20 protein-coding genes are annotated in these 25,394 nt (G+C 70.6%); 12 read left to right on the plus strand and 8 right to left on the minus strand.

Annotated features, from left to right (window positions below; translation table 11 throughout):
* Positions 1-34: 34 nt before the first annotated feature.
* The 3 genes from SMIR_RS29060 to SMIR_RS29070 all read right to left on the minus strand — a co-directional run bounded on the left by SMIR_RS29060 (position 35) and on the right by SMIR_RS29070 (position 4,890).
* Positions 35-1,255 (minus strand): branched-chain amino acid ABC transporter substrate-binding protein, encoded by a 1,221-nt coding sequence (locus SMIR_RS29060; protein ID WP_211118681.1) that lies wholly within the window; start codon positions 1,253-1,255, stop codon positions 35-37.
* Positions 1,256-2,070: 815 nt separating this feature from the next.
* Positions 2,071-2,556: a PaaI family thioesterase gene (locus tag SMIR_RS29065; protein ID WP_212727573.1), complete on the minus strand. Its 486-nt coding sequence runs from the start codon at positions 2,554-2,556 to the stop codon at positions 2,071-2,073.
* A gap of 54 nt (positions 2,557-2,610) precedes the next feature.
* Positions 2,611-4,890 (minus strand): FdhF/YdeP family oxidoreductase, encoded by a 2,280-nt coding sequence (locus SMIR_RS29070; RefSeq protein ID WP_168490523.1) that lies wholly within the window; start codon positions 4,888-4,890, stop codon positions 2,611-2,613.
* A 122-nt stretch (positions 4,891-5,012) separates the two neighbouring features.
* Between SMIR_RS29070 and polA the strand changes: the two genes are divergently transcribed.
* Both polA and SMIR_RS29080 read left to right on the plus strand, forming a co-directional pair.
* Positions 5,013-7,742, plus strand: coding sequence for a DNA polymerase I (gene polA / locus SMIR_RS29075; RefSeq protein ID WP_212727574.1), 2,730 nt, complete (start codon positions 5,013-5,015; stop codon positions 7,740-7,742).
* A gap of 605 nt (positions 7,743-8,347) precedes the next feature.
* A complete protein-coding gene (locus SMIR_RS29080) occupies positions 8,348-9,310 on the plus strand; it encodes a serine hydrolase (RefSeq protein ID WP_168490521.1) in 963 nt (320 codons plus the stop codon).
* Here SMIR_RS29080 and SMIR_RS29085 read toward each other — a convergent pair.
* Entirely contained in the window at positions 9,231-10,085 is an 855-nt protein-coding gene (locus SMIR_RS29085) for a DUF4184 family protein (protein WP_212728429.1), read from the minus strand. The two genes, SMIR_RS29080 and SMIR_RS29085, sit on opposite strands and share 80 nt — an antisense overlap.
* 256 nt (positions 10,086-10,341) lie before the next feature.
* Between SMIR_RS29085 and SMIR_RS29090 the strand changes: the two genes are divergently transcribed.
* The 3 genes from SMIR_RS29090 (at position 10,342) to pgfA (ending at position 13,387) form a co-directional block, all read left to right on the plus strand.
* Complete coding sequence (locus SMIR_RS29090; protein WP_212727575.1) at positions 10,342-12,066, plus strand: lytic transglycosylase domain-containing protein; 1,725 nt, start codon at positions 10,342-10,344, stop codon at positions 12,064-12,066.
* A gap of 154 nt (positions 12,067-12,220) precedes the next feature.
* Positions 12,221-12,355 carry an SPW_0924 family protein gene (locus SMIR_RS29095; RefSeq protein ID WP_107469484.1) on the plus strand — a complete coding sequence of 45 codons (135 nt, stop codon included), beginning with the start codon at positions 12,221-12,223 and terminating at the stop codon, positions 12,353-12,355.
* Positions 12,356-12,394: 39 nt separating this feature from the next.
* Positions 12,395-13,387, plus strand: a complete 993-nt coding sequence (pgfA, locus tag SMIR_RS29100) for a cell envelope lipid trafficking protein PgfA (protein WP_168490519.1) — start codon at positions 12,395-12,397, stop codon at positions 13,385-13,387.
* Here pgfA and hrpB read toward each other — a convergent pair.
* The gene (gene hrpB, locus SMIR_RS29105; RefSeq protein WP_212727576.1) at positions 13,377-15,947 is read right to left on the minus strand and encodes an ATP-dependent helicase HrpB; all 2,571 of its coding nucleotides are present in this window, start codon (positions 15,945-15,947) and stop codon (positions 13,377-13,379) included. The two genes, pgfA and hrpB, sit on opposite strands and share 11 nt — an antisense overlap.
* 4 nt (positions 15,948-15,951) lie before the next feature.
* Positions 15,952-16,947 carry a class I SAM-dependent methyltransferase gene (locus tag SMIR_RS29110; RefSeq protein ID WP_248002873.1) on the minus strand — a complete coding sequence of 332 codons (996 nt, stop codon included), beginning with the start codon at positions 16,945-16,947 and terminating at the stop codon, positions 15,952-15,954.
* A gap of 226 nt (positions 16,948-17,173) precedes the next feature.
* On the opposite strand from SMIR_RS29110, the gene rpsA reads away from it, so the two are divergent.
* The 5 genes from rpsA (at position 17,174) to SMIR_RS29135 (ending at position 22,752) form a co-directional block, all read left to right on the plus strand.
* A complete protein-coding gene (rpsA, locus tag SMIR_RS29115; protein WP_075026303.1) occupies positions 17,174-18,673 on the plus strand; it encodes a 30S ribosomal protein S1 in 1,500 nt (499 codons plus the stop codon).
* Between the two features lie 295 nt (positions 18,674-18,968).
* On the plus strand, positions 18,969-20,495 hold the full coding sequence (locus tag SMIR_RS29120) for a flavin monoamine oxidase family protein (RefSeq protein ID WP_211119031.1): 1,527 nt from the start codon (positions 18,969-18,971) through the stop codon (positions 20,493-20,495).
* Positions 20,496-20,642: 147 nt separating this feature from the next.
* On the plus strand, positions 20,643-21,581 hold the full coding sequence (locus tag SMIR_RS29125; RefSeq protein WP_212727577.1) for a PAC2 family protein: 939 nt from the start codon (positions 20,643-20,645) through the stop codon (positions 21,579-21,581).
* A gap of 131 nt (positions 21,582-21,712) precedes the next feature.
* Positions 21,713-22,321, plus strand: a complete 609-nt coding sequence (coaE, locus tag SMIR_RS29130) for a dephospho-CoA kinase (RefSeq protein WP_101405738.1) — start codon at positions 21,713-21,715, stop codon at positions 22,319-22,321.
* A gap of 50 nt (positions 22,322-22,371) precedes the next feature.
* Positions 22,372-22,752 carry a tetratricopeptide repeat protein gene (locus SMIR_RS29135; protein WP_054235974.1) on the plus strand — a complete coding sequence of 127 codons (381 nt, stop codon included), beginning with the start codon at positions 22,372-22,374 and terminating at the stop codon, positions 22,750-22,752.
* Between the two features lie 122 nt (positions 22,753-22,874).
* Here SMIR_RS29135 and SMIR_RS29140 read toward each other — a convergent pair whose 3' ends face one another.
* A complete protein-coding gene (locus SMIR_RS29140; RefSeq protein ID WP_211118680.1) occupies positions 22,875-23,141 on the minus strand; it encodes a DUF6343 family protein in 267 nt (88 codons plus the stop codon).
* A gap of 64 nt (positions 23,142-23,205) precedes the next feature.
* Between SMIR_RS29140 and SMIR_RS29145 the strand changes: the two genes are divergently transcribed.
* Positions 23,206-24,252, plus strand: a complete 1,047-nt coding sequence (locus SMIR_RS29145; RefSeq protein WP_422664472.1) for an acyltransferase domain-containing protein — start codon at positions 23,206-23,208, stop codon at positions 24,250-24,252.
* A gap of 91 nt (positions 24,253-24,343) precedes the next feature.
* Positions 24,344-24,799 (plus strand): DoxX family protein, encoded by a 456-nt coding sequence (locus SMIR_RS29150; RefSeq protein ID WP_168490515.1) that lies wholly within the window; start codon positions 24,344-24,346, stop codon positions 24,797-24,799.
* A gap of 89 nt (positions 24,800-24,888) precedes the next feature.
* Here the strand turns inward: SMIR_RS29150 and hslR are convergent, their stop codons facing one another.
* Complete coding sequence (gene hslR / locus SMIR_RS29155) at positions 24,889-25,386, minus strand: Hsp15 family ribosome-associated heat shock protein (RefSeq protein WP_168490514.1); 498 nt, start codon at positions 25,384-25,386, stop codon at positions 24,889-24,891.
* Positions 25,387-25,394 lie beyond the last annotated feature (8 nt).

The following is a 25,394-nucleotide window of genomic DNA, read 5'->3' on the forward strand; positions in this document are numbered from 1 at the left end:
GGAATCAGCTGAGCTCAGCTGGGATCGGATCGGATCAGCCGTTGAACGTGCCGCTCTTGACGGCCTTCCACTTGCCGCCGACGACCTGGTAGACGGTGAGCTGCTTGTTGGTGGTGTCGCCGTACTCGTCGAAGGAGACGGGGCCGGCGATGCCCTCGAACTTCGTCTTCTGGACCTCGTCCACGATCTTGGCGCGGGCGCCGTCGGGGATCTTGCCGTCCTTCACGACGTTGGCGATCGCCTTGATGATGGCGGTCGCGGCGTCGTAGGAGTAGCCACCGTAGGTGCCGTAGTCGCCCTTGAGGCCGGAGGCCTTGTACTTCTTGATGAAGTCCGCGGCGGAGGGCAGGGAGTCGACGGGCTGGCCGACGGAGGTGGCCAGGTCACCTTCGGAGGTCTTGCCGGCGGTCTGGATGTAGGTGTCGCTGAACATGCCGTCACCGCCGAACAGCGGGACCTTGACGCCGCCGTCCTTGAGCTGCTTGGTGAGCTTCTCCGACTCGTCGTACTGGCCGCCGTAGTAGACCAGGTCGGCCTTGGAGTTCTTGATCTTGGTGACGAGGGCGGAGAAGTCGGTGTCGCCGGTGTTGACGTGGTCCTCGCCGGCGACCTTGCCGCCGTTCTTGGTGAAGCCGGCCTTGAACAGCTTGGCCAGGCCCGCGCCGTAGGTCTGCTTGTCGTCGACGACGAAGACGTTCTTCTTCTTGAGCGTGGTGGACGCGTACTCGGCCGCGAAGCCGCCCTGGAGGGCGTCGGTGGTGGCCGTGCGGAAGTACGTCTTGAACGGGCGCGACTTCGAGGTCTGCCAGTTCTTGCCCTGGGTGAGCTCGGGCGCCGTGTTGGAGGGCGAGATCTCGACCAGGTTGGCGGTCGCGAAGACCTGCTGCATCTGCGTGGCGACACCGGAGTTCAGCGGGCCGACGACGCCGAGGACCTTGTCGTTGTTGACGAGGGCGGTGGCGTTCTGCTGGCCGCTGGCCGGGATCGCCTTGTCGTCGAGCGCCTGGACCTTGAAGGTCACGCCGGGGACGGTGTTGTTCTTGTTGGCGTCGTCGACGGCGATCTGCACGCCGCCCTGGATGCCAAGGCCGGTTGCGGAGTTCTGACCGGTCAGCGGAGCGTCAACGCCGATGATGATCTCGGTCTTGCTGCTGCTGCTCTTGTCCCCGCTGTTGTCACGCGAACCGCAGGCGGTCAGCGTGAGTGCTCCGGTGGTGAGCACGGAGGTGAGTATGACCAAAGAACGCTGTCGCACGTTGAATCCTCTCCCTGGCGCAGCAGCCCTGCTGGACTGCCGTGTGTCTCGCCGGGCCGTACTGGGTGATACCGAGCCGTGCTGCAGACGCGCCCGGCGGCGCGGTGACTGGCCGTGACTCTAAGCCTGTCTGTGGGCCCGGGCATCGCCGTGGGCTGGCTTGTGACTTTCTTGTTATGACGTGCCGGTTGATGGGCTTCAGGGACGGGTATTCTCAGCCGATTTGGCGGAAATTCTTCCCGTTCCACATGTTGAGAATCCGCACCTCCGGTTGTGCGTGGACGGAGATCGCGGTCGGGCGCCGTCGCAGGTCGCGTGGAGGAGCCGGGGGAGGTCGCGGGAGTACGAGCCGTCGAAGATGGAACTCTGATGCCGTATTGCGTGCGTGTTACGCAGCGTTACGTCGAGAAAAGGGAACTCGGAGTTCGGTCGGCGTGCGCGATATAGGGCGCATGAGGTGCGGTGCGGGCGTGCAGCCTCGTGAAGGCGCGTGAAGTCGCCTGAAAAGGTTACTGAGTTGCCGCTGATTTCCGATAACTCCGGCGTATTGGAGTGTGTTTGCGGCGGGCGGGGGCGTGCGGGTGCGTGCGGAAGGTGTGTGGGGGCCGGGGCGGAGGTATCCGTCCTCGGTCAGGCGCGGAATCGGTCGGTCCCGGAAGGGGCCGGTGTTGACGCGCCGACCGCTGCGGGCGGACACCTCCGCCCCGTCCCCTGCCCGCCGTACCCGACTGCCGGTGAGTGGGGGGCAGTTGTCTCCTGCCCCCTTGCTCGCCGTACGCCGGTGCCGGTGAGTGGGGCTCTTGTGGAGGCGGGTGTCAGGCCTGGCGTACGTGGGCGGCGTCGGTGGGATTGACGTCGCGCAGGAGGCAGGTGAGGCGGGCGGTGCAGACGCGCTTGTCGTTCTCGTCGGTGATGACGATCTCGTACGTCGCTGTCGTGCGCCCGCGGTGTACGGGGGTGGCCACGCCGGTGACGAGGCCGGAGCGGGCGCCGCGGTGGTGGGTGCAGTTCAGGTCGACGCCGACGGCGATCTTGGAGCTGCCGCCGTGGAGCATGGAGCCGACCGAGCCGAGGGTCTCCGCGAGGACGGCGGAGGCGCCGCCGTGCAGGAGGCCGTAGGGCTGGGTGTTGCCCTCCACCGGCATGGTGCCGACGACCCGGTCCGCGGAGGCCTCGACGATCTGCACGCCCATGCGGGTGCCGAGGTGGCCTGCCGAGAAGAGGGCGGGCAGGTCGACACCGAGTGCGGCGTACTCGTCGATGACCTCTTGCGGGAACTTCACTTGACTCTGCTCGCCCATGGGGGCCGGCTCCGATCGTCGTCGATCTCTCTGGCTGACTGGCTGAGCAAACGCTCAGTCGGTGGCCGATTGTTCCAGACGGACCACGACGGACTTGCTGGCCGGGGTGTTGCTGGTGTCCGCGGTGGCGTCGAGCGGGACGAGGACGTTGGTCTCCGGGTAGTACGCGGCGGCGCAGCCGCGGGCGGTCGGGTAGTGCACGACGCGGAAGCCCGCGGCGCGCCGCTCTATGCCGTCCTGCCATTCGCTGACGAGGTCGACGTACGAGCCGTCGGTGACGTTCAGCGCGCGGGCGTCCTCGGGGTTGACGAGGACCACTCGGCGGCCGTTCTTGATGCCCCTGTAGCGGTCGTCGAGGCCGTAGATGGTGGTGTTGTACTGGTCGTGCGAGCGGAGGGTCTGCAGGAGCAGGCGGCCTTCGGGGAGCTTCGGGTACTCGACGGGCGCGGCGGTGAAGTTGGCCTTGCCGGTGGCCGTGGGGAAGCGGCGTTCGTCGCGGGGGGCGTGGGGGAGGGTGAAGCCCGCGGGGTCGGCCACGCGCGCGTTGAAGTCGTCGAAGCCGGGGATCACGCGCGCGATGCGGTCTCGGATCGTGGCGTAGTCCTTCGCGAACTCCTCCCAGGGGGTGCGGGAGGCGTCGCCGAGCACGCGGCGGGCGAGGCGGCAGACGATGGCAGGCTCGGACAGGAGGTGCTCGCTCGCGGGCTCCAGACGGCCGCGTGAGGCGTGGACCATGCCCATGGAGTCCTCGACGGTCACGAACTGTTCGCCGCTGCCTTGGAGGTCGCGCTCGGTCCGTCCGAGAGTGGGCAGGATCAGGGCGCGGGCTCCGGTGACGACGTGGGAGCGGTTGAGCTTGGTCGAGACGTGCACCGTGAGGCGGGCGCGGCGCATGGCGGCCTCGGTGACGTCGGTGTCGGGGGAGGCGGAGACGAAGTTGCCGCCCATGGCGAAGAAGACCTTCGCGTCGCCGTCCCGCAGGGCGCGGATGGCCCGTACGACGTCGTAGCCGTGCTCGCGGGGCGGAGCGAAGCCGAACTCCTTCTCCAGGGCGTCCAGGAAGGCCGGGGCGGGGCGTTCGAAGATGCCCATGGTGCGGTCGCCCTGCACGTTCGAGTGGCCGCGGACCGGGCAGACGCCCGCGCCGGGACGGCCGATGTTGCCGCGCAGCAGCAGGAAGTTGACCACTTCGCGGATCGTGGGCACGGAGTGCTTGTGCTGGGTGAGGCCCATGGCCCAGCAGACGATGGTGCGCCGGGAGGAGAGGACGAGGCGGAGGGCCTCGTCGATCTTCTCGCGGGTGAGGCCCGTCGCGGTGAGGGTCTCGTCCCAGTCGGCGGCGCGGGCGGTGGCCGCGAACTCCTCGTAGCCGTGGGTGTGTTCGGCGATGAAGTCCTCGTCGACCGCGCCCTCGGTCTCCAGGACGAGCTTGTTCAGGAGACGGAAGAGGGCCTGGTCGCCGCCCAGGCGGATCTGCAGGAACAGGTCGGTGAGGGCGGCGCCCTTGAACATGCCCTGGGGTGTCTGCGGGTTCTTGAAGCGCCCCAGGCCCGCTTCGGGCAGCGGGTTGACGCTGATGATCTTCGCGCCGTTGGCCTTGGCCTTCTCCAGGGCGGAGAGCATGCGCGGGTGGTTGGTGCCGGGGTTCTGCCCGGCGACGATGATCAGGTCCGCCTTGTAGAGGTCCTCGAGCAGGACGCTGCCCTTGCCGATGCCGATGGTCTCGGAGAGCGCGGAGCCCGAGGACTCGTGGCACATGTTCGAACAGTCCGGCAGGTTGTTCGTGCCGAGTTCGCGGGCGAAGAGCTGGTAGAGGAACGCGGCCTCGTTGCTCGTGCGTCCCGAGGTGTAGAAGAGGGCCTCGTCGGGGGAGCCGAGGGCGGCGAGCTCCTCGGCGACGATGTCGAAGGCGCGCTCCCAGGAGACCGGCTCGTAGTGGTCGGCGCCCTCGGGCAGGTACATGGGGTGGGTGAGGCGGCCCTGCTGGCCGAGCCAGTAGCCGCTGCGGCCGTGCAGGTCGGTGACCGGGTGCGCGGCGAAGAAGTCCGGGGTGACCCTGCGCAGGGTGGCCTCCTCGGCGACCGCCTTCGCGCCGTTCTCGCAGAACTCCGCCGCGTGCCGGTGCTCCGGCTCGGGCCAGGCGCAGCCCGGGCAGTCGAAGCCGTCCTTCTGATTGACGCGCAGGAGGGTCAGCGCGGTGCGCTTCACGCCCATCTGCCGCTGGGCGATGCGCAGGGTGTGTCCGATGGCGGGCAGCCCGGCCGCGGCGTGCTTCGGCTCGACGACCTGCGGCGCGTCCTGGACCGGATCGCTCTTGGGCGGCTTGCTGGCCATCGGGGGACCCCCTCGCATACACGTATGAAGTACGTGAGCGATCCTCCCACGCGCCGGTGACGACGACGACGGCCGGTCCCGGGAGGTCCGCACTGTCAGTGGGGCGTGCGAGGATCGGGGGCGTGGCAGAAACAGCATCGAAGAAGACCGAGAAAACCGCAGGTGCGGGCCGTCCGCGGCTGATGCTCATGGATGGGCACTCGCTGGCGTACCGCGCGTTCTTCGCGCTGCCCGCGGAGAATTTCACGACCGCGACGGGTCAGCCGACGAACGCGATCTATGGTTTCGCGTCGATGCTGGCGAACACGCTGCGCGACGAGGCGCCCACGCATTTCGCGGTGGCGTTCGACGTCTCGCGCAAGACGTGGCGCTCCGAGGAGTTCACGGAGTACAAGGCGAACCGTTCGAAGACCCCGGACGAGTTCAAGGGGCAGGTCGAGCTGATCGGCGAGCTGCTGGACGCGATGCACGCGCAGCGGTTCGCGGTCGACGGCTTCGAGGCCGACGACATCATCGCGACGCTCGCCACGCAGGCCGAGGCCGAGGGCTTCGAGGTCCTGATCGTCACCGGTGACCGCGACTCCTTCCAGCTGGTGTCCGAGCACACGACGGTGCTGTACCCGACGAAGGGCGTCTCCGAGCTGACCCGCTTCACTCCGGAGAAGGTCGTCGAGAAGTACGGGTTGACGCCGACGCAGTACCCCGACTTCGCGGCGCTGCGCGGCGACCCGTCGGACAACCTGCCGGGCATCCCCGGCGTCGGCGAGAAGACGGCCGCGAAGTGGATCAACCAGTTCGGTTCGTTCGCGGACCTCGTCGAGCGCGTCGACGAGGTCAAGGGCAAGGCCGGGCAGAACCTCCGCGACCACCTGGAGGCGGTGAAGCTCAACCGCCGTCTCACGGAGATGGTGAAGGACGTCGAGCTCCCGAAGACGGTCACCGACCTGGAGCGCGCGGCGTACGACCGTACGGCGGTCGTGATGGTCCTGGACACCCTGGAGATCCGTAACCCCTCCCTGCGTGAGCGGCTCTTCGCCGTCGACCCCGGGACGGAGGAGGCCGAGGCGGCCGCTCCGGTCGTCGAGGGTGTCGAGCTGGACGGGGCCGTGCTGGGTGCGGGCGAGCTGAAGCCGTGGCTCGCCGAGCACGACGGCAAGGCGGTCCTGGGTCTGGCCACCGTCGACACCTGGGCGCTGGGTTCGGGCTCGGTGGCCGAGGTCGCGCTCGCCGCGGCGGACGGAGCGGCGGCGTGGTTCGACCCCTCGCGGCTGGACGAGGCCGACGAGAACGCGTTCGCGAAGTGGCTCGCCGACCCGAAGAAGCCCAAGGTGCTGCACAACGCCAAGGGTGCGATGCGGGTCTTCGCCGAGCACGGGTGGACGATCGAGGGCGTGTCCATGGACACCGCGCTCGCCGCGTATCTGGTGAAGCCGGGCCGCCGCTCCTTCGCGCTGGACGCGCTGTCCCTGGAGTACCTGGGCCGGGAGCTGGGGCCCGCTGCCGCGGCCGACGGTCAGCTGGCCTTCGGCGCGGACGACCAGGCCGAGGCCGAGGCGCTGATGGTGCAGGCCCGCACGATCCTCGACCTGGGCGAGGCGTTCGGCGAGAAGCTGGCGGAGGTCGGCGCGGCCGAGCTGCTGCGCGACATGGAGCTGCCCACGTCGGCGCTGCTGGCCCGGCTGGAGCGGCACGGCATCGCGGCGGACCGGGCGCACCTGGAAGCCATGGAGCAGATGTTCGCCGGAGCCGTGCAGCAGGCGGTGAAGGAGGCCCACGCCTCCGTCGGGCACGAGTTCAACCTCGGCTCGCCCAAGCAGCTCCAGGAGGTCTTCTTCGGCGAGCTGGACCTGCCCAAGACGAAGAAGACGAAGACCGGTTACACGACGGACGCGGACGCGCTGGCCTGGCTGGCCACGCAGACCGACCACGAGCTGCCGGTCATCATGCTGCGCCACCGTGAGCAGGCCAGGCTGCGGGTGACGGTCGAGGGTCTGATCAAGACGATCGCCGCGGACGGCCGCATCCACACCACGTTCAACCAGACGGTGGCCGCGACGGGCCGGCTCTCGTCGGTGGACCCGAACCTGCAGAACATCCCGGTCCGTACGGAGGAGGGCCGCGCGATCCGCCGCGGCTTCGTGGTCGGCGAGGGCTTCGAATCCCTCATGACGGCCGACTACAGCCAGATCGAACTGCGCGTGATGGCCCATCTGTCCGAGGACGAGGGCCTGTTGGAGGCGTTCACGTCGGGCGAGGACCTGCACACGACGGTGGCGTCGCAGGTGTTCTCGGTCGAGCGTTCGGCGGTCGATGCGGAGATGCGCCGCAAGATCAAGGCGATGTCGTACGGCCTTGCCTACGGGCTGTCGGCGTTCGGTCTCTCCCAGCAGCTGAACATCGACGCGGGTGAGGCGCGTGCGTTGATGGACACGTACTTCGAGCGTTTCGGCGGGGTGCGGGACTATCTGCGCCGGGTGGTCGACGAGGCCCGCGCCACGGGCTACACGGCGACGCTCTTCGGGCGCCGCCGCTATCTGCCCGACCTCAACAGCGACAACCGGCAGCGTCGCGAGGCCGCCGAGCGCATGGCGCTCAACGCCCCCATCCAGGGCACGGCCGCGGACATCGTCAAGATCGCGATGCTGAACGTGGACCGGGCGCTGCGCGAGGCCGAGCTCAGGTCCCGCATGCTCCTCCAGGTCCACGACGAAATCGTCCTGGAGATCGCCCCCGGAGAGCGCGCGAAGACCGAGGAACTCGTCCGCCGCGAGATGGCGTCCGCCGTTCATCTCCGGGCGCCCCTCGACGTGTCCGTCGGGGCGGGCCCCGACTGGGAATCCGCGGCGCACTAGCCTCCGGCGAACGAGACCCTGGAACCCCGGCCCAGGTTTCCGGCCCAGGACCCCAGCGTCGGTCCCGGTTCCAGCCCCGGGTCCTGGCCTCGGTCGCCGGCGTCGGGCTCGGTCCCGGGTCCCGGCGTCGGGCTCGGTCCTGGCCCCAGGCCTCGCGCCCCGGGCTTCGGCCTCGGTCCCGGCCGTGGGTCCCGGCCCCGGGGCCGGGACCGGTTCGGTCCCGGGTGGCGCTGGTCGTGGCTCCGCCCGCTCCCGGCGTCGGGTGCCCTTGGGGCGGCTTGCGCGCCGGTGTGGACAGCTGCCCCACCCCGACAGGGGAAGCCCCCGCCCACAGGGCACGCCCCTCGCAGCCGCTTGCGGCGCAAGCCGCCCCGCCCTCCGCCTTGCGAGCCGCCCGCAGGGAAAAGGGAAAGTCGCCCCCCGCCCCGTCGTGCGAGCCGCCCGCAGGGTGAAGTCCTTGCGTTGGCTGCCCGTAGGGCATGAGCCCTCTCCGGTGGGCCAGAGGCGCAGGGGAGGTGGGGTCCGCTCAACCCCCGGAGGGAACCGTCACTCGCGTGGCCCTCGCAAAGACGCCCCCCGTGCGAGGGGACCGTAAAGATGCGGGCATGAGTACAAGCATGCTCAACCGTCGCACGGCCTTGGCCACAGCCGTCGTCTCGGCGCTGCTCGCGCCGGTGTCCGCGGTGGCCGCGAGCGCGAGCACCGCCCAGGTGCCCGCGGTCTGCCGTTCCACCCGCAACCCCGAGCTCGCCGCCCGGATGTCCCGCGACATCAGGACGGCGCTGTCGTCACGCCAGGGCACCGTCGCCGTGGCGGTGCGCGACGACAACAGCGACCTGACCTGCGCCCTCGCGAGCGAGCGTCAGTACGACTCGGCGAGCGTCGCCAAGCTCACGATCATGGAGGCCACCCTGCACCGCGCGGACGAGCTGCGCCGCAACCTCACGAACTGGGAGCTCGCCAACGTACGCCCCATGATCACCATCTCGGACAACACCGCGGCTCAGCATCTCTGGAACGACCTGGGCCACACCTACCTCGGCCGTTTCCTGGACCGAGTCGGAACGCGCCGCACCGAGCTCGGCCGGGCCGGCTACTGGGGCCTGACCCGCACCACGGCCGCCGACCAGATGCGGCTGCTGGGCGTGCTCACCGGCCCCCGTTCCTTCCTGAGGAGCCGCGCCTACGGCCTGAAACTGCTCAGCCAGGTCCGCGGCGACCAGCGCTGGGGTGTCCCCGCCGGCATGCCCCGCGGCCTGCAGGCGCACATCAAGAATGGCTGGCTGCCCCGGTCCACCCACGGCTGGCGCGTCCACAGCGTCGGCGTGTTCACCGGCTCCGACCGCACCTACCGCATCGTCGTCCTGTCGCACGACAACCCGACGATGACGTACGGGGTCCGCACCATCGAGCGCATCGCCCAGGCCGTCCACCGTGGCCTCAACCGCGGGCGGGGCGCCGTCCAGGGTTCCACTCCGCAGGACAGGATCAGCGAGGTGTCGGACGGTTCGGCGCCGAGCGGGCCGGTGCCGGGCTGGGACGAGCCGGAGCGGGACGCCACACCCTGACCCCGACGGCGTACAGCGCGAGACCGAGCACGAGGCCCGCGCCCGCGCCGAAACAGAGCGCCGGGATCAACTCCCAGGGCTTCGCGCGGGTGCCCCAGTAGGCCCACCAGCGTGAAGCCCGCTGCACGGCGCCCACCAGCCCGCAGCCGCCGATGACGGCGGCGGCCAGCCACCGGTCGGAGCGCGACAGCACCGGCACCCCCACCGGTTCGGCCGAGGGCGCCCGGCGCAGCGCGACGGCCACGAAGGCCACGATCACGACGGCCCCCACCAGCGAACTGCCGTACTGCGCGTAGGTGAACACCGGCGTGCCGTCGGCGTTCCGCGACAGGACGGGGATCAGCCGTACTCCCCACCGGTCGTGGTGCGTGAACGCGTCCCACACGACGTGTGTCAGCGCGCCGAGCACCGCGGAGGCGTACCACCACAGTGCGGTCGAGGAGCGCACCGGCCCGCGCGGTGTCCCGCAGCGCAGCAGAGCCGCGGGACGTCCCTGACGGGCCCGCGGCAGCAGCGCAACCAAGGGTTCGCGCAGTACCAGCCAGGCACCCACCAACGCGCAGGCGACGAGCACGTCGAAGGTGAGGACACCGGTGAACGAGTGCGTGAAGTCGCCGAACTCCATCGCTCCGGGGACCACGCTCGCCGCGTAGTAGGTCATGTCGGGGGCGAAGGAACCGGCCACGAGTGCCGCGGGCGCGAGGCGGCCGCGGCCGCTTCCGTCGCCGCGCAGGGCGGGCAGTACGGCCGCCGCGTGGCTGAGGGTGAAGGGCAAAGCGTCCCCCTGTGGCAGACGTTGGTCTGACATGTCGGCCCCGGTGATCTCCGACGCCCAGTATGAGGGACGTAGGAAAATGACCGAGGGATCCACCCTTGGGTGCGTGTTCTCTAGGACAATCCCACATGGCCAACCGGTGAAAATCGGGCACGAACGGGTGCCCGGGCGACGGAAGTTGTCGTAGGGTCGCCTGGGTCACTGAGCCAGCGAACGCGCGGTGCGCGGGCGGTCGTCCACGGGAGGGGTTCACTCAATGGCGGCGCATTTCGGCAGACTGCGCAAGGGAGCGACGACCACCGCCGTGGCCGCGGTCGCGGTCGCGGCCCTGTCCGCTTCCCAGGCACCCGGAGTGACCACCGACGATCTCGGCAGACAGTCCGCGGGCGCCGCCCAGCCATCGGGGGACGCGAACACCGGTGGCGAAGGCGGCGCGACCGGCGACTCGCCGTACTACACCGACCTTCCACCGCTGAAGAGCCCCAACCCGAGCCCGTCGGCGAGCCCGGCCACAGGCACGCCCGTCTCCGTGGGCGAGGCCGAGGCCGGCATACCCGCGACCGTCCTCGACGCCTACAAGAAGGCCGAGGCCGAGCTGCGTGCCTCCAAGCCGGGCTGCAACCTGCCCTGGCAACTGCTCGCCGCCATCGGCAAGGTCGAGTCCGGCCAGGCCCGCGGCGGCCGGGTCGACGCGAGCGGCACGACGTACTCGCCGATCCTCGGCCCGAAGCTCGACGGCAACGGCTTCGCTCTGATCGCCGACACCGACAACGGCGCGTACGACGGCGACCCGGCCTACGACCGGGCCGTGGGCCCCATGCAGTTCATCCCCTCCACCTGGGCGTGGGCGGGCCGCGACGGCAACGGCGACGGCAAGAAGGACCCCAACAACGTCTACGACGCGGCGCTCGCGGCCGGCCACTACCTGTGCCGGTTCGACCGGGATCTGTCCGTGCAGTCGCAGATGAACGCCGCGATCCTGAACTACAACAACTCGACGGCGTACCTCAACACGGTTCTGTCGTGGCTGGAGTACTACCGCAAGGGCACCCACGAGGTCCCGGACGGCACGGGCACCTTGCCCTCGAACAGCAGCAACAGCCACCCCGGGGCGAGCCCCAGCCCGTCCACGCCCGCGACCTCGACGCCGAGTGCGCCGAGTACACCGAGCACACCGGGTACCTCCAAGCCGGGCACCCCCAAGCCGGGCAGCGGCGGCTCGACGAGCCCCACCCCGAAGCCGCCCGCGCCCAGTTCGCCCGCACCGAGCCCGACGCCTCCCACGCCCACCCAGACGGTGGACCATCTGGAGGACGCGAACACCGGGAAGCTCACGGCGACGGCGGGCAGCGCCTTCGGTGCCAAGATCGCCGTGCGGGCCGAGTCCAAGGCGAGCAAGGGCGTGGCGAAGGTCCGGGTGCGGTTCACGATCATCGGCGACACGGACGCCACCTTCACCGGCGGCGAGAGCGTCGCCACGGTCGTCACCGGCAGCACGGGCACGGCCACCGCGCCCGCACTCGTGGCGGGGGAGAAGACCGGCGACTTCACCGTCCGCGCCACCGTCGTGGGCCGCGTCCTGGGCGGCCTCGACTACACGGCCACCGTCACCCCGCGCCAGGCCGACACCCTCATCCGCACCAGCGACACCGCGCTGACCTGTGTGCCGGGCGGTGAGTTCGCCGACCAGGTCGAGGTGAAGGCCACCTACAAGGGTGCCGTCGCCGGCAAGGTCGCGGCCACCGCGACGCTCATCAAGTCGGCCGACGACGCGACCGAGAACGACAAGGGCCCGTACTTCAAGGACGCGGACGGCAAGACGATCCGCACCCTCACGGACCTCACGACGGACGAGGACGGCGTGCTCAAGCTCCCCAAGCTGTACGCGGACGACGCGACCGGCACGTTCCTGCTCCGCGTCAACACCACGGGCGGCGCGGTGCTGACGGTCGAGCTGAAGGTCGCCGCGGCCGCATCGTAGGCCGCAAGCGCGTCCAGGGCGCCCCTCCGCCTGTCGGCGGAGGGGCGCCCTCGTTCGTGTGCGCAATGTGTTCTCATCTCGCCCCGCCGTTGCTACCGTGCCGGATCTGACGAGGTATCAGTTCCCGTTCCGCCGTCCCCCCGGGAGGCCCCGCATGCGCGCCCTCATCGCCGCCGCGACCGGTCTCGCCGTGGCGTTCGCCCTGGTGCTCACGATCACGGCCATGGGCTCACCGGCAGGCAGGACCTCGCCCAAGCCGCTGCTGACGACCGTGCCCGCGCACCCGTAGCGCTCAGGCCATCCGCAACTCTCAGGGAGGGACGCCGAGATGCGTCGCAAGGCCAGCCTGATCCTGCTCGCCTTCGCCGTGTTCTTCGCGGCGCTGTCCCCGCTGCTGCGCTGGTACGCCTTCCCGCGGCTGGCGAAGATCCCCGCCAACCAGTACCAGGACATGGTCCTGGAGGCGAAGGACGCGACCCTGCTCGACTACGGCACCATGCAGGCCAAGAAGGTCCCCAAGGTCACCATCGTGCAGACCCTGAAGGGCAACGTCGAGGCCTCCGACCGCATCGAGAAGACGGCGGGCCGCGACGTCGTCGTCTGGGACAGCCTCTCCTATGTGCAGGGCCCCGACGGGAAGATGGTCTCCAAGCTCCCCGAGCGCTACATCTTCGACGCGCACAGCCAGGACCCCGTCCACGCCACCGGGGAGTCCGTCGACGGCGACCCCGTCACACGCGAGGGCATCGAGTTCAAGTGGCCCTTCCACACGGAGAAACGGGACTACGAGTACTTCGACGCGCAGACCCGCACCTCGGCCCCCATCCACTACAAGGGCACCCAGAGCTTCCGCGGGGTCAAGGTCTACTACTTCGAGCAGACCATCCCCTGGACGAAGGTCAGGTTCCCCAAGGTGATGCCGGTCCAGGGCATCACTCCGGAGTCGGTCGCCAAGACGGGCACGACACGCTGGTACACGACCGTCCGCAAGTTCTGGGTGGAACCGGTCACGGGGGCGCCGGTCTACGGCGAGGAGATCCACAAGGAGGAGCTGCGGGGCGGCACGCTCCTCGGGGGCCGTGACAAGGTGACCGCCTTCGCCGGGCACGTGAAGATGCGCGAGGACTACATCAAGCACACCGTCGCCCTGGTCAAGTCCAACCGCACCCTGATCCTGCTGCTGACGTCGTACCTGCCGTGGGGCTTCCTGCTCCTGGGCGCGGCTCTGCTGTCCCTCTCCCTCTACCTGGAGGCGCGCAGCCGCCGCCCGGGCGACCCGGCCCCCACGGAGGCGGTGGAACCGGAGCCGGTCAACGCCTGAGCCGCGCGTTCGTGTGCCGGGTCGGCTCGGCGGTGGCCGGGTCCTCGGGCCACGGATGCTTGGGGTAGCGGCCCCGCAGCTCCGCCCGCACCGCCTTGTACCCGTCCTTCCAGAACGAGGCGAGGTCGGCGGTGACGGCGGCGGGGCGCCCGGCGGGCGAAAGCAGATGGACGACCACGGGCACCCCGGCGACGGCCGGTGACTCGTGCAGCCCGAACATCTCCTGCAGCTTGACGGCGAGCACCGGCTGCTCGGGGTCGGCGTAGTCGATCCGGATCCTGGACCCACTGGGCACCTCGATCCGTTCGGGCGCGAGCTCGTCCAGCCGGGCCGCGTCTCCCGTGGCCCAGGGCAGCAGCCGGTTCAGCGCCTGCCCGGCGTCGATCCGCGCCAGGTCGGCCCGCCGCCGGGCACGGCCGAGCTCCGGCTCCAGCCACTCGTCCACACGCGCGTGGAGCGCGTCGTCGGACACATTGGGCCAGGGGTCGCCCAGGTGCAGCCGCACAAATCCGAGCCGCCGCCGCAGCCCCTCGGCATCCGGGGACCACCGCAACAGCCCGAACCCGTCCTCCCGCAGGCCTTCGAGCAACGCCTCCCGTACGAGCCCGGGGTCGGCGTTCTTCAGCGGACGCACCGCCAGCTCCACGGCCCCGAGCCGTTCGACTCGCCGTGCGACGACGTCGCCGTCGGCCCAGTGGACCTCGTCCCCCTCGCTGAGCAGAGGCGCCGCGGCCCTGCGTGCCGTCTCCTCGTCGACCACCGCGGCAAGCCGCACACGCGCGTGCCCGGCCCCGACCGGCCGATCGGCCACGGCGACCGCCAGCCAGGGCGAGCCGCGCAGGGCCGAGCCGTCACCGATGTCGGCACGGGTGCCGTTCAGCATGAGGTACGAGCCGCCCTGGGCCTGCGCGAGCCGCTCGGGGAACGCCAGAGCAGCCACCAGCCCGACGACGCGATCGTCGCCGCCACCGGCTGGCCACGGACCGCCTTCGAGCCCGCCTCCGCGAGCGCTGTCCTGGGCGGGTGGGTGGGAAAGGCCCGTCGACGCGGAGCGCAGGCGTCGGGATTCGGTGCGCCAGCGGGACGCGTAGGAGTCGCCGCCGCGTCGGGCCAGTCTCCAGGCCCCGGCCAGGTCGTCGCCGTACTCGCGGGGCGGTTCCTCGCTCAGGAGGGCGACCACTTCGGCGGCGCGGTCGGCGCCCACCACGGGGGCCGCGTCCAGCAGCGCGCGGGCGAGCCGAGGGTGCAGGCCCAGCCGGGACATGCGGACACCCCGATCCGTGGCCCGGCCGGCCGCGTCCACGGCACCCACCGCCGACAGGACGGACCGCGCCGCCGCCATCGCCCCGCCAGGCGGCGGGTCCAGCAGCGCCAGCCCCGTCGCCCCGGGATCGCCCCAGCAGGCCGCCTGCAGGGCGAACGCCGTCAGGTCGGCCACCTTGATTTCAGGGGCGGGAAAACGCGGCAGACGGGCGTCCTCGGCCTCCGTCCAGCACCGGTACACCCGCCCCGGCGCCTCACGCCCGGCCCGCCCCGCCCGCTGCCGCCCGGCCGCCTGCGAGGCCCGTACCGTCGTCAGCGCGCTCAGCCCGCGCGCGTGGTCCACCCGCGGCTCCCGCGCCAGCCCGGAGTCGACGACCACCCGCACCCCCGGAACCGTCAGCGACGACTCCGCCACGGAGGTCGCCAGGACCACCCGGCGCCGGTCCCCGCTTCCCGGTGACAGCACCGCGTCCTGCACGGCGGCGGGCGCCCGCCCGTGCACCTGCAGCACGTCGACCCGGCCGCCCAGATCCCCCAGCCCACCCATCACCCGCACGATCTCCCCGACCCCGGGGAGGAAGCAGAGGACGTCCCCCTCGCACTCCGCCAGTGCCCGCCGCACCACCGACGCGACATGTGTCAGCAGTGCCGGGTCGACACGCATGCCGTGCGGCGGCCGTACCGGACGTACCGGAGGCGCCCACTCCACGTCCACCGGGTACGAGACGCCCTCCGCCGCGACGACGGGGGCGTCGCCGAGCAGCCGCGCCCACCCCGCCGCGTCCGTGGTCGCCGAGGCGGCCACGAGCCGCAGCTCGGGACGGAGCGCGGCCCGTACGTCCAGGAGGAACGCGGCGACCGTGTCGGCGTCCAGATGACGTTCGTGGCACTCGTCGAGCACCACCACGTCGACGCCCGCGAGCTCCTGGTCCCGCTGGAGCCGTTGGAGGAGGACACCCGTCGTGACGACCTCCACACGCGCGCGTGCCCCCACGACCCGCTCCCCGCGCACGGTGAACCCGACGCTTTCGCCGACCTTCTCGCCGAGCAGCCACGCCATCCGCCGTGCGGCGGCCCGGGCGGCGATCCGCCGCGGCTCGGCGACCACGACCCGGCGCGCCGGCCGCCCGTCACCCGGGTGGCCGAGGAGCCCGGCGAGCGCCAGCGGCACGAGGGTCGTCTTGCCGGTCCCGGGCGGTGCCACGAGCACGGCGCTGCCGCCACCCTCCAGGGCGTCGTCCAGGGCGGGCAGGGCGCCGCGTACGGGCAGCGCGTCCAGGGCGTCGTAACGGATCACCCGTTCAGTCTCGTACGCACACGAAGATCGCCGTACCGGGGATCAGGTTCCCGCGCAGCGGGGACCAGCCGCCCCACTCCTGGGTGTTCCAGGCGGGCCACTGCGGCTCGACCAGGTCGATCAGCCGGAAGCCCCCGGCCACCACGTCGCGCACCCGGTCGCCGACCGTCCTGTGGTGCTCGACGTACACCGCGCGGCCCTCCTCGTCCTGCTCGACGTAGGGAGTGCGGTCGAAGTAGGAGGACGAGACGGACAGACCCTCGGGACCGGGCTCGTCCGGGAAGGCCCAGCGGATCGGGTGTGTCACGGAGAAGACGAAGCGGCCGCCGGGGCGCAGCACCCGGTGGACCTCCTTCAGGACACGCACCGGGTCGGCGACGAACGGCAACGCGCCGTACGCCGAGCACGCGAGGTCGAAGGAGCCGTCCGCGAAGGGCAGCGCGCCCGCGTCGGCCTCCACGAGGGGCACCCGGCCGCCTATGCGCAGCGCGTGCTGAAGCTGGCGGTGGGAGAGGTCCAGGGCGACCGGACGGGCCCCCTGGGCGGCCAGCCAGCGCGAGCACTGGGCCGCGCCGGCGCCGATCTCCAGGATGTCCTTGCCCTTGAGGTCCTCCGGCGGGCCGAGCAGCTCGGCCTCCACCTCGTCGAGGCCCTCGGGGCCCCATACGAAACGGTCGTCCCCGAGGAACGTGCCGTGTTCCACCTGGTAGTCGTCCGCGTTCCGGTCCCACCAGCCGCGGTTGGCGCGGGAGCTCTCCGTGACGCCCGCGTCGCGCCGGGTCGCCTCCGGCTCGGCGGGTTCGGGCTCCCGGACCTCGGAGTGTTCCGGTTCTTGGATGTGGGGCTCTTGGATGATCGGCTCCCTCGTATTAGTCTGCGGGCTCGTCCAACCGGTCTCGGGCGTGTCACGGCAGGGGCTGTCTACGGCCTGCGTGGCCTCGTGAGACTGGTTTTGTGCCGGGTATGCGGCGATCCGCCCCGGGTGTGCGCCTTCGCGCATTGACCCTGCCCGGCTGCCCCCGTATGCTACAAGTTGCGCTGCGGGCCTGCGCTCCTCAGACGTAGCAGGCTGCGCTCGCATCTGTATGTATGTCCCCTCGGTTTTCGAGGCGCCACCGGGCGACCGGGTTGGCGTTTCCTTGGCTGTCCGGCTTCTACAGGGCGAAACGGGCTCCCGGCGTAAGCAGTACCTACGACTCACTGTCCGTACCGGAGCCCTTTCCCACATGACGAGCAGCACCGAGACCACCGCCACCACTCCGCAGGTTGCGGTCAACGACATCGGTAACGAGGAAGCCTTCCTCGCCGCGATCGACGAGACGATCAAGTACTTCAACGACGGCGACATCGTCGACGGCGTCATCGTGAAGGTCGACCGGGACGAGGTCCTGCTCGACATCGGTTACAAGACCGAAGGTGTCATCCCGAGCCGCGAGCTCTCGATCAAGCACGACGTCGACCCGAACGAGGTCGTCGCCGTCGGTGACGAGATCGAAGCCCTTGTTCTCCAGAAGGAGGACAAGGAAGGCCGCCTGATCCTCTCGAAGAAGCGCGCCCAGTACGAGCGCGCCTGGGGCACCATCGAGAAGATCAAGGAAGAGGACGGCATCGTCACCGGTACCGTCATCGAGGTCGTCAAGGGTGGTCTCATCCTCGACATCGGCCTCCGTGGCTTCCTGCCGGCTTCTCTCGTCGAGATGCGCCGTGTCCGCGACCTCCAGCCCTACGTGGGCAAGGAGCTCGAGGCCAAGATCATCGAGCTGGACAAGAACCGCAACAACGTGGTCCTGTCCCGCCGTGCCTGGCTGGAGCAGACCCAGTCCGAGGTTCGCCAGACGTTCCTCACCACCCTGCAGAAGGGTCAGGTCCGCTCCGGCGTCGTCTCCTCGATCGTCAACTTCGGTGCCTTCGTGGACCTGGGTGGCGTCGACGGTCTCGTGCACGTCTCCGAGCTCTCCTGGAAGCACATCGACCACCCCTCCGAGGTTGTCGAGGTCGGCCAGGAAGTCACCGTCGAGGTCCTCGACGTCGACATGGACCGCGAGCGCGTCTCCCTGTCGCTCAAGGCGACGCAGGAAGACCCGTGGCAGCAGTTCGCCCGTACGCACCAGATCGGTCAGGTCGTCCCGGGTAAGGTCACGAAGCTCGTTCCGTTCGGTGCGTTCGTCCGTGTGGACGAGGGCATCGAGGGCCTGGTCCACATCTCCGAGCTGGCCGAGCGCCACGTGGAGATCCCGGAGCAGGTCGTCCAGGTCAACGACGAGATCTTCGTCAAGGTCATCGACATCGACCTCGAGCGCCGCCGCATCAGCCTCTCGCTGAAGCAGGCCAACGAGTCCTTCGGTGCCGACCCGGCCTCGGTCGAGTTCGACCCGACCCTGTACGGCATGGCCGCGTCCTACGACGACCAGGGCAACTACATCTACCCCGAGGGCTTCGACCCCGAGACCAACGACTGGCTCGAGGGCTACGAGACCCAGCGCGAGGCGTGGGAGCACCAGTACGCCGAGGCGCAGTCGCGCTTCGAGCAGCACCAGGCTCAGGTCATCAAGTCCCGCGAGGCCGACGCCCAGGCCGAGGCCGAGGGTGCCACCTCCACGGGTGCGGCTCCGGCCGCCTCCGGTGGCGGTTCGTACTCCTCGGAGTCGGACGACACCTCCGGCGCCCTGGCGTCGGACGAGGCCCTGGCTGCCCTCCGCGAGAAGCTCGCCGGCGGCCAGAGCTGAAAGCTCACCGCTAGCCAGTAGCACGTGACTGCGGGCCCGCACCCTTCGGGGTGTGGGCCCGCAGTGCGTTTGCTCCCCACTCGTCCCCCGGCCGTCCAGCGGGCCGCACATGTGCGGTTGCAGAAACGTGCGGGATACACGAGTAACTGACGGGCCGTAACTCTTCGTTGGGAGGCTTCCCCGGTCGTTCAAGATCGAAAGGGGAGCCCCCGTCATGGCACAACCTCAGAGCGGTCCTGGCACGAGCCGGCGTTCCTTCCTGCGCAACGTGGGTCTCACGGGTGGCGCGGGCACCATGCTCGCCACCATGGGTGCCCTCGGCCTCGCGCCCACGGCCGAGGCCGCCCAGCGCGAACAGCCCTTCCGCGCCCCGCAGCCGGGCGACTTCACCCTCACCGGCCGCGGCGCCGCCAAGGTGGTCGTCGTCGGCGGCGGCATCGCAGGCCTGGCCTCCGCGTACGAACTCGGCAAAGCGGGCTACGACTGTACGGTCCTGGAGGCCAGAGGCCGCACCGGCGGCCGCAACTTCACGGTCCGCGGCGGCGACACCACCACCGACCTCCTCGGCAACACGCAGACGGCCCGCTTCAGCGACGGCCAGTACATGAACTGCGGCCCCGCCCGCATCCCCCAGTGGATGGTCACCCTCGACTACTGCCGCGAACTCGGTGTCCCCATCGAGGTGTTCACCAACGTCAACGCGGACGCGTACCTCTTCAACGAGTCCACCGGGATGAAGAAGCCCGTGCGGTACCGCACCGCGAAGGCCGATGTGTACGGCTATGTCTCCGAGTTGCTCGCCAAGGCCACCGACAAGGGAGCCCTGGACAAGGAGATGACCGCCACCGACCAGGAGAAGCTCGTCGAGTTCCTCAAGGACTGGGGGGAGCTGGGCGACAAGCTGACGTACGAGGGCGGCGAGCGCCGCGGATACACGACCGTCCCGGCCGCAGCGGGCACCCCCGGAGCGCTCCTCGGTGACGTTCCGTCTGCCTCCGACGTCCTCGCGTCCGGTGTCGGCCGCTACTTCTCCTTCGAGTTCGGCTTCGACCAGGCGATGTTGATGTTCCAGCCGGTGGGCGGCATGGATCAGATACCGCGCGCGCTCACCAAGGCGATAGGCGCCCACCGCATCCGTACAGGGGCCGTGGTCTCCAAAATCACCGACAAGGGGAACGGCGTTTCGGTCACCTACACCCAGTCAGGCCGTACGAAGGTGATCGACGCCGACTACTGCGTCGGCGCCCTCCCGCCCAACATCCTCGCCAAGATCCCGCACAACCTCGGCTCCGGGGTGCAGAGCGCCCTGGAGGCGATCACTCCCTCGTCGGCGGCGAAGATCGGTCTCGAATACCGTTCCCGCTGGTGGGAGCTCGATCACCACATCTACGGCGGTATCACCGAGACCGACCAGGACGTCACGCACATCTGGCACCCCTCGTACGGCTTCCACGGCGCGCGCGGCGTGATGATCGGCTACTACAACTACGACGGCGACGCCGACTCGTACGCCGCACTCACCCCCAAGGAGCGCGAGAAGCGCGCCGTGGCCGCCGGCGTGAAGATCTACGGCGAGAAGTACCGCACCGAACTCGCGTCCTCCTTCTCGCACCACTGGCGCCAGACACCGCATCTGGAGGCCGCCTGGCACAACACCCCAGGCGGTCCCGACGACGTCCGCTACAAACCGCTGAACGAGCCCACGGGGCGCGTCTACTTCGCGGGCGACTGGCTCAGCTACACCGACGCCTGGCAGCACGGCGCGTTCACCTCCGCCCGCAAGGCGGTCACCGCGCTGCACACACGCGTGCTGTCGGCGTAGGTATGTGGGGCGACGAACCCGGCGAGTGAGCCGAAGGGGCGCGCTTGCGCGCCCCGGAGGCGAACCGAGTCCTGAAAAGAGCGGTCCGGGGAATGCTCGCGATCCTCGCCACGTTGTGAAGTACGAACACGAGGAGGAGCGGTCACAGTGCTTGATCCGCAGGGTTTGTACGCATGGGAGCCGAAGGGCCTGGCCGTGGTGGACATGGCACTCGCCCAGGAGTCGGCCGGTCTGGTCATGCTCTACCACTTCGACGGATACATCGACGCGGGCGAAACGGGCGACCAGATCGTCGACCGTGTCCTCGACTCGCTGCCCCACCAGGTCGTGGCCCGTTTCGACCACGACCGGCTCGTGGACTACCGGGCGCGCCGCCCGCTGCTGACGTTCAAGCGCGACCGCTGGACCGACTACGAGGAGCCCACGCTCGAGGTGCGGCTCGTCCAGGACGCCACGGGCGCGCCCTTCCTGCTGCTGTCGGGGCCCGAGCCGGACGTCGAGTGGGAGCGCTTCGCCGCCGCCGTCCAGCAGATCGTGGAGCGGCTCAGCGTCCGGCTGTCCGTGAACTTCCACGGCATCCCCATGGGCGTCCCGCACACCCGCCCCGTGGGCCTCACCCCGCACGGCAACCGCACCGACCTGGTGCCGGGCCACCGCAGCCCCTTCGACGAGGCGCAGGTCCCCGGCAGCGCCGAGTCCCTCGTCGAGTACCGCCTCATGGAGGCCGGACACGACGTCCTGGGCGTCGCAGCGCACGTCCCGCACTACATCGCCCGCTCCCCGTACCCGGACGCGGCGCTGACCGTCCTGGAGGGCATCACGGGTGCCACGGGTCTGGTGCTCCCCGCCATCGCGCACTCCCTGCGCACCGAGGCGCACCGCACCCAGACGGAGATCGACCGGCAGATCCAGGAGGGCGACGAGGAGCTCGTGGCCCTGGTCCAGGGTCTGGAGCACCAGTACGACGCCGCCGCGGGCGCCGAGACGCGGGGCAACATGCTCGCGGAGCCGGTGGACATCCCGTCGGCGGACGAGATCGGGTTGGAGTTCGAGCGCTTCCTGGCGGAGCGCGAGGGTGACGCGTAGGGGCGGGGGCGACGCGTAGGGCGGGGGCCGACGCGTAGGCCGGGGACGCACGTAGGCCTCTTCGTGCTTGCGCACAGGCCCTTTTGGGGGTCGTGGGGGGCTCGTCACCGGCAGGCCCTAAGCTCTCGGTCATGCTGAAGGTTGGCCTGACCGGCGGTATCGGCGCCGGCAAGAGCGAGGTGTCGAGGCTGCTCGTGCGGCTCGGCGCGGTGCTGATCGACGCGGACCTGATCGCGCGGGAGGTCGTCGCGCCCGGAACTCCCGGCCTCGCGGCCGTCGTCGACGCGTTCGGGCCGGACGTGCTCGCACCCGACGGTGGTCTGGACCGTCCCAAGCTGGGCTCGATCGTCTTCACCGACCCCGAGAAACTCGCCGTCCTGAACTCGATCGTGCACCCCCTGGTGGGCGCCCGCTCCCGCGAGCTGGAGAGCGCGGCGGCCGAGGACGCCGTCGTGATCCACGACGTCCCGCTGCTCGCCGAGAACGCCCTCGGACCGCTGTACGACCTCGTGGTCGTCGTCGACGCCAGCCCCGAGACCCAGCTCGACCGTCTCGTGCGGCTGCGCGGCATGGCCGAGGAGGACGCCCGCGCCCGCATGGCCGCCCAGGCCACCCGAGAGAAGCGGCTGGGGATCGCGGACGTCGTCATCGACAACGACGTCCCCCTGGAAGAGCTCGAGGGGCGCGTACGGGAGGTTTGGGCCGATCTGGTCCGCCGGGCGTACGCCCGCAAGGAATAGCCGCCCTCGACGGGGGCGTTGAACCCGTTCAGCGAGGGAAGGACTCTGCCGTGCCCGAGACCAGCGGATCGACCGGACGTACTCCGGAGACGCATGTCATCGACTTCCGTGCCGCCGAGCAACTGCTCGCCGCGCGGGACCCGCGGGGCGCGGTGAAGCTGCTCGACCCAGTGATCGCCGCGCACCCGGAGAACACCGCCGCCCGACTGCTGCGCGCGCGTGCCTTCTTCGCCGCCGCGCAACTGCGGCCCGCCGAGCTGGAGTTCACCATCGTCCTGGAGCGCGAGCCGGACAACGCGTTCGCGCATTTCGCGCTCGCCCGCACCTATGAGCGCCAGCTCCGTCCCGACCAGGCGAAGCGGCACTTCAGGCTGGCGGCGGCGCTCGACCCGAAGCCCCAGTACCTGGAAGCGGCGCGCTTCGACTCGTGACTCGTGAGTCGCGAGTCGCGAGTCGCGAGTCGCGAGTCGCGAGTCGCGAGTCGCGAGTCGCGAGTCGTGAGTCGTGAGTCCTGAGTCGCGAGTCGTGACTCGTCGTGGCCGTCGCCGATCCGCTACGGGTGACGGTGTTCCGGAGGCCGGTACGGCGGGACGTCGCGGCCCGGCTGGTAGTGCGGTCCCTGATGGATGTGGCGCAGGATCACGGTCATGTCGACGGTGACGATCAGCCACAGCACTCCGCACGCGGCCGCCCAGCCGGGGCGTCCGACCAGCGCGAACGCGGCCGTACCGAAGATCGTCCAGACCAGTCCCCAGACACTCAGCCAGAAGCGCATGCGCAGGGCGCTGCGCGCCGTCGTCGGTTCACTGCCTGTACGCATACGGATCACTACTCCATGACGCTGATCCGTGACCATCGCTCCTACTGGAAACGTACTCTTCGTCGTGCACGTTGACCAAGGGGCCGCCGAGAGAGGGCGGCGGCCGGACCGACGGGAGGCGCGGGTGCTGCTGGAGGCGCTGCGGGCGGACGCGAGGCTCGCCGAGTGGCTGAGGGACCTGGAGAGCGAGGGCGCTCCCCGGCTGGAGGCGGTGCTCCCGGACGCGGACGAGCTGCCGGACCTCCTGCTCGACCTGACCGTCGCCCACGAGCACATCAACGAACTCGTCGCGCTGCGCGGCCGGCTGGTGGCCGACCCGGAGGCGATGACGCTCCTCGCCCGGTGCGTCGGCCGCTTCGTCCGGGACATGGGGGAGATCGGCAAGGGGTGGGAGCCGCCCGCGTTCCCCGAGTCGGCGGGGTCGCTCGGGCGCTGTTTCCACCTGTACGTCTTCGTCGCGGCGCTCCCGTACGTCCGGGCCTACCACCGCGGGCGCGGCATCCCCGACGACGTGTCCCGGCGCACCCTGGCCGACCTCGGCCGGCATGTGTCCGTGCACCACAGACGGCTCGGGACGCCGGGGCTGCTGTTCCCCTGGTGGATCGCCCTGCACTTCCACGGTGAGCTGTTCCAGCTGGGCCGGCTGCAGTTCCAGCGGTCGCGGCTCGGCCGGCGCACGGGGCGGGCCGTCGCGGCGGCGGGCCTCGACGCCGGCCCCGGCGACGCGTGTCTGAGCCTGCACATACCCGACTTCCACGGGCCGCTGTCCCCCGCCGCCTGCGAGCGGTCGCTTGCGCTGGCACGGGAGTTTTTCGCCAGGCACTATCCCGACGAGCGCCTTGAAGTCGCCGTGTGCCACTCCTGGCTGCTCGATCCACAGCTCGGGCGGTACCTCCCGGCGGACTCGAACATCATCCGCTTCCAGGAACGCTTCCGGATCGCGTACCAGGAGACGACTCCGGACGACGGGGTGCCGGTCGGTTTCGTCTTCGGCGATCCGGAGCTGCCCACGCGCGCGCTGCCCCGCCGGAGCACGGTGGAGCGCGCGGTGGGGGACCATCTGCGCGGGGGCGGGCACTGGTACGTCGGGCACGGCTGGTTCGCGCTGTAGCCCGTTGTCCGGTCCACGGCGATGAGTTCCGGACGCGCCCCCGGTCTACCCCTGCGACAGCAACGCGTACCGCTTCGCACAGGAGACCCTCATGTCCGAGACCACCGTCCCCGTCACCCCGCTCGCCCCCACCTCCACCACCAGCTCCTCTTCGCTGAAGACCCGCCGCGGTGCCCGGATCTCCCTGGGCGCGCTGCAGATCGTGCTCGGTCTCTTCTACGCGCTCGCGAGCGCGCTGCCCAAGCTGATCGCGCACCCGTCGGCCGCCGAGGCGTTCGACAAGCTCGGCTGGGGCAGCACGGGGATGTACCTCATCGGCGCGCTCGAACTCGCCGGAGGCCTCGCCCTGTTGGTCCCGTTGCTGTCCTCGGTGGCGGCGGTGGCGCTCAGCGCGCTGATGGTGGGCGCCTTCGTCGTGAACGTCACCGTCATCCACGGGCCGTACGTGGCGACCCCGCTCATCCTGATCCTGCCGCTCGCGCTGATCGCGTGGGCCAGGAGAGGCCACACCACCGAGCTGGTCCGGTGGGTGCGGCGACGGGTGTGACCTGGTGACGGCGTACGACGGCCGTACGACGCCGGGGGCTCCCCCATGACCACGGGGAGCCCCCGACGGCGTACGGCGACACCCTCGGGTCAGGGCGAGTCGGGGCCGCCGAGGCCCCGGAGGCGTTCCATCTCGCGGCGGTCGCGCTTGGTCGGGCGGCCCGCTCCGCGGTCGCGGACACCGGCCGGGGCGACCGCCTCGCGCGGCGGGGGCGGCGGGCTGTTGTCGACGTAGCACTCGACGGCGACGGGCGCGCCGACCCGCTTGCGGATCACCCGCTTCACGACGACGACCCGTTCCCGGATCCCCTGCCGCAGGCGCACCTCGTCGCCGACCCGCAGGGCGTACGCGGGCTTGACGCGCTCCCCGTTCACCCGGACATGTCCGCCCCGGCACGCGGTCGCACCCGCCGAGCGGGTCTTGACCAGACGTACGGACCAGATCCAGCTGTCGACCCGCACGCTCTCGCCGCCCGCGGGACGGGCGGCCTCGGCGGCGGCCACCGCCTTCTCCTTGTCGACCTTCTCGTCGACCTTCTCGTCGACCTTCTCGTCGTTCCGCTCGACGTCCGCACCCTCAGAAGCCATGCCTCGAC

The organism is Streptomyces mirabilis (genome assembly GCF_018310535.1).
Classification (GTDB): domain Bacteria; phylum Actinomycetota; class Actinomycetes; order Streptomycetales; family Streptomycetaceae; genus Streptomyces.

Excerpts from the sequence above, each read along its gene's own strand:
- SMIR_RS29110 (WP_248002873.1), bottom strand. The coding sequence starts at position 16,947 with ATGCGCGAAGGCGCACACCCGGGGCGGATCGCCGCATACCCGGCACAA.
- SMIR_RS29090 (WP_212727575.1), top strand. The coding sequence starts at position 10,342 with ATGGCGGCGCATTTCGGCAGACTGCGCAAGGGAGCGACGACCACCGCC.
- coaE (WP_101405738.1), top strand. The coding sequence starts at position 21,713 with ATGCTGAAGGTTGGCCTGACCGGCGGTATCGGCGCCGGCAAGAGCGAG.
- SMIR_RS29095 (WP_107469484.1), top strand. The coding sequence starts at position 12,221 with ATGCGCGCCCTCATCGCCGCCGCGACCGGTCTCGCCGTGGCGTTCGCC.
- SMIR_RS29065 (WP_212727573.1), bottom strand. The coding sequence starts at position 2,556 with ATGGGCGAGCAGAGTCAAGTGAAGTTCCCGCAAGAGGTCATCGACGAG.
- SMIR_RS29120 (WP_211119031.1), top strand. The coding sequence starts at position 18,969 with ATGCTCGCCACCATGGGTGCCCTCGGCCTCGCGCCCACGGCCGAGGCC.
- rpsA (WP_075026303.1), top strand. The coding sequence starts at position 17,174 with ATGACGAGCAGCACCGAGACCACCGCCACCACTCCGCAGGTTGCGGTC.
- SMIR_RS29070 (WP_168490523.1), bottom strand. The coding sequence starts at position 4,890 with ATGGCCAGCAAGCCGCCCAAGAGCGATCCGGTCCAGGACGCGCCGCAG.
- pgfA (WP_168490519.1), top strand. The coding sequence starts at position 12,395 with ATGCGTCGCAAGGCCAGCCTGATCCTGCTCGCCTTCGCCGTGTTCTTC.
- SMIR_RS29080 (WP_168490521.1), top strand. The coding sequence starts at position 8,348 with ATGAGTACAAGCATGCTCAACCGTCGCACGGCCTTGGCCACAGCCGTC.
- SMIR_RS29140 (WP_211118680.1), bottom strand. The coding sequence starts at position 23,141 with ATGCGTACAGGCAGTGAACCGACGACGGCGCGCAGCGCCCTGCGCATG.
- hslR (WP_168490514.1), bottom strand. The coding sequence starts at position 25,386 with ATGGCTTCTGAGGGTGCGGACGTCGAGCGGAACGACGAGAAGGTCGAC.
- SMIR_RS29150 (WP_168490515.1), top strand. The coding sequence starts at position 24,344 with ATGTCCGAGACCACCGTCCCCGTCACCCCGCTCGCCCCCACCTCCACC.